The 3,882-nt window shown below is 70.2% G+C and carries 2 protein-coding genes; both read left to right on the top strand.

Translation table 11 applies throughout. From position 1 onward, the window contains the following. A partial coding sequence (locus tag ACTUAL_RS27735; RefSeq protein ID WP_440902301.1) for a multifunctional oxoglutarate decarboxylase/oxoglutarate dehydrogenase thiamine pyrophosphate-binding subunit/dihydrolipoyllysine-residue succinyltransferase subunit occupies positions 1 to 3,591 on the top strand: 3,591 nt, incomplete at its 5' end. Positions 3,592 to 3,597: 6 nt separating this feature from the next. Continuing rightward, positions 3,598 to 3,780: a DUF6104 family protein gene (locus ACTUAL_RS27730; protein WP_015804942.1), complete on the top strand. Its 183-nt coding sequence runs from the start codon at positions 3,598 to 3,600 to the stop codon at positions 3,778 to 3,780. Positions 3,781 to 3,882: the final 102 nt, after the last annotated feature.

Here is a 3,882-nt window from a genome sequence, read left to right as displayed (position 1 = left end):
AACGGGTCCCCCACGACCGCCGCCCCCACGGCGGCCACCCAGGCTGACACCGGGAAGGCCGCGTCGACGGGCGCGCCCGCGGCGGCCAAGCAGGCCGCGAGCACCGCGCCCGCCGCCACGACGCCCGCCGCACCCGCTCCGTCGAGCGCCCCCCAGCCGAAGGCCGCGGCGCCCGCCAAGCCCGCTGCCGCCCCGGCTGCCAAGCCCGCTCCCGCGCAGGCCGCCAAGGCCGCGCCGGTGCAGCAGGCGAAGGGGCCCGAGCAGAAGCAGCTGCGCGGAGCCGCGGCGGCGATCGCCAAGAACATGGAGCTGTCGCTGACGGTTCCGACGGCGACCAGCGTGCGCGCCGTCCCGGCGAAGCTGCTGGCCGACAACCGGATCGTGATCAACAACCACCTCAAGCGCACGCGGGGCGGGAAGGTCTCCTTCACGCACCTGATCGGCTACGCGGTGGTCCGGGCGCTCCAGGCGTTCCCGAACATGAACCGGCACTACGCCGAGATCAACAACAAGCCGCACGTGGTCACGCCCGAGCACGTGAACTTCGGCCTGGCGATCGACCTGCCCGGCAAGGACGGCAGCCGCACGCTGGTCGTCGCCTCGGTCAAGGGCTGCGAGAACATGACGTTCACGCAGTTCTGGCAGGCCTACGAGGACCTGATCCGCAAGGCCCGCGGCGGCTCCCTGACCGCCGAGGACTTCTCCGGCACCACGATCTCGCTGACCAACCCCGGCACCATCGGCACGAACCACTCGGTTCCGCGCCTGACCGCGGGCCAGGGCACGATCGTCGGCGTCGGCGCGATGGAGTACCCCGCGCACTTCCAGGGCACCAGCGAGCAGGCCCTGACCGACATGGGCGTCAGCAAGATCATCACGCTGACCTCCACGTACGACCACCGCATCATCCAGGGCGCGGAGTCGGGCGAGTTCCTCAAGCGCGTCCACCAGCTCCTGCTGGGCGAGGACGGCTTCTACGACGACGTCTTCACGTCGCTGCGCCTGCCGTACGAGCCGATCCGCTGGGTCGCCGACATCCCCGAGGGCGCGGTCGACAAAACCGCCCGCGTCATCGAGCTGATCGACGCGTACCGCACCCGCGGCCACCTGATGGCCGACACGGACCCGCTGAACTACCGCCAGCGCAAGCACCAGGACCTCGACGTCCTGTCGCACGGCCTGACCCTGTGGGACCTGGACCGGGAGTTCCCGGTCGGCGGGTTCGCGGGCAAGGAGCGGATGCGCCTGCGCGACATCCTGGGCGTGCTGCGCAACTCCTACTGCCGCACCGTCGGCGTGGAGTACATGCACATCCTCGACCCGGAGGAGCGCCTCTGGATCCAGGAGCGCGTCGAGGTCCCGCACGAGAAGCCCCCGGCCACCGTGCAGAAGTACATCCTGTCGAAGCTCAACGCCGCCGAGGCGTTCGAGACCTTCCTGCAGACCAAGTACGTCGGCCAGAAGCGCTTCTCGCTGGAGGGCGGCGAGACCGTCATCCCGCTGCTCGACGCGGTGCTGGACAAGGCCGCCGAGCACGAGCTGGACGAGGTCGTCATCGGGATGCCGCACCGCGGCCGCCTGAACGTCCTGGCCAACATCGTGGGCAAGCCGATCTCGCAGATCTTCCGCGAGTTCGAGGGCAACCTCGACCCCGGCCAGGCGCACGGCTCCGGCGACGTCAAGTACCACCTGGGCGCCGAGGGCAAGTACTTCCGGATGTTCGGCGACGGTGAGACGAAGGTGTCGCTGACCGCGAACCCGTCGCACCTGGAGGCCGTGGACCCGGTGCTGGAGGGCATCGTCCGCGCCAAGCAGGACATCCTGGACATGGGCGGCGAGAGCTTCCCGGTGCTGCCCGTCGCCATGCACGGCGACGCGGCGTTCGCCGGTCAGGGCGTGGTCGCCGAGACGCTGAACCTGGCGCTCGTGCGCGGCTACCGCACCGGCGGCACGGTCCACGTGATCGTCAACAACCAGGTCGGCTTCACCACCGCGCCGGAGAACTCGCGCTCGTCGAAGTACTCGACGGACGTCGCGAAGATGATCGGCGCGCCGGTGTTCCACGTGAACGGCGACGACCCCGAGGCCTGCTACTGGGTGGCGAAGCTGGCGGTCGACTACCGCCAGGCGTTCAACAAGGACGTCGTCATCGACATGGTGTGCTACCGCCGTCGCGGGCACAACGAGGGCGACGACCCGTCGATGACGCAGCCCGCGATGTACGACGTGATCGACACCAAGCGCTCGGTGCGCAAGACCTACACCGAGGCGCTGATCGGTCGCGGCGACATCTCCGTGGAGGAGGCCGAGAAGGCCCTCCAGGACTTCTCCTCGCAGCTGGAGCACGTCTTCAACGAGGTGCGCGAGCTGGAGAAGCACCCGATCAAGGCGTCCCCCTCGGTGGAGGAGGAGCAGCAGGTCCCGGCGAAGCTGCCGACCGGGGTGCCGCGCGAGGTGCTGGAGCGCATCGCGGACGCCCACGTGGAGCTGCCCGAGGGCTTCACCCCGCACCCGCGCGTCAAGCCGGTGCTGGAGCGGCGTGCCAAGATGGCCCGCGAGGGCGGCATCGACTGGGCGTACGCGGAGCTGCTGGCGTTCGGCTCGCTGGTGCACGAGGGCCGCACGGTCCGCCTCGCCGGGCAGGACTCGCGGCGCGGCACGTTCACCCAGCGGCACGCCACCCTGATCGACCGCAAGACCGGTCAGGAGTACACCCCGATCCAGAACCTGGCCGACGACCAGGGCAAGTTCATGGTGTACGACTCGGTGCTGTCGGAGTTCGCCGCGCTCGGCTTCGAGTACGGCTACTCGGTGGCGAACCCGGACGCGCTGGTGCTGTGGGAGGCGCAGTTCGGCGACTTCGTCAACGGCGCGCAGCCGATCATCGACGAGTTCATCTCGTCCGGTGAGGCGAAGTGGGGCCAGGTCTCGGACGTCGTGCTGCTGCTGCCGCACGGCCACGAGGGCCAGGGCCCCGACCACACGTCGGGGCGCATCGAGCGGTTCCTCCAGCTGTGCGCGGAGGGCTCGATGACCATCGCGGTGCCGTCGACGCCGGCGAACTACTTCCACCTGCTGCGCAGGCACGCCCTCGACGGCGTGAACCGGCCGCTGGTGGTGTTCACCCCCAAGTCGATGCTGCGCCTGAAGGCCGCCGTCAGCCCGGTGGAGGACTTCGTCGAGGAGCGCTTCAAGTCGGTCATCGACGACGCGGCGATCGAGGACAACTCGGCCGTCACGAAGGTCCTGCTGTGCAGCGGCAAGATCTACTACGAGCTGGTGGCCGAGCGCGAGAAGCGGGGCGCGAAGGACACCGCGATCGTGCGCGTCGAGCAGCTGTACCCGGTGCCGAAGCGGAAGCTGAACGAGGCGCTGGAGGCCTACCCGAACGCGACCGACGTGCGCTGGGTGCAGGAGGAGCCCGCGAACCAGGGCGCGTGGACGTTCTACGGCCTGCACCTGCCGGAGCTGCTGCCGGAGCGCTACCGCCTGACCCGCGTGTCCCGCCGCCGCATGGCCGCCCCGTCGGCCGGGTCGTCGAAGGTGCACGAGGTCGAGCAGCGCGAGATCATCACGAAGGCCTTCGAGTAGGCCGCCGTGTACTTCACCGACCGGGGCATCGAGGAGCTGGAGTCCAGGCGGGGCGAGGAAGAGGTCTCCCTCGCCTGGCTGGCGGACAAGCTGCGCGGGTTCGTGGACGCGAACCCGGAGTTCGAGACGGCGGTCGAGCGGCTGGCCACGTACCTGGCGCGCGACGACGAGGACGACCCGGAGGACTAGTTCCTGCGGTGCTGTGACTGTTCGACGGGAGGGGGGCCCCCCCTGGTGGGGGGGGCCCCCCCCCGCGGTGACCGGGCCGGGGGGGGGCGGGGAGCCCGTGGC

Source organism: Actinosynnema sp. (assembly GCF_052038725.1).
This window is presented reverse-complemented; position numbering and strand designations above follow the sequence as displayed.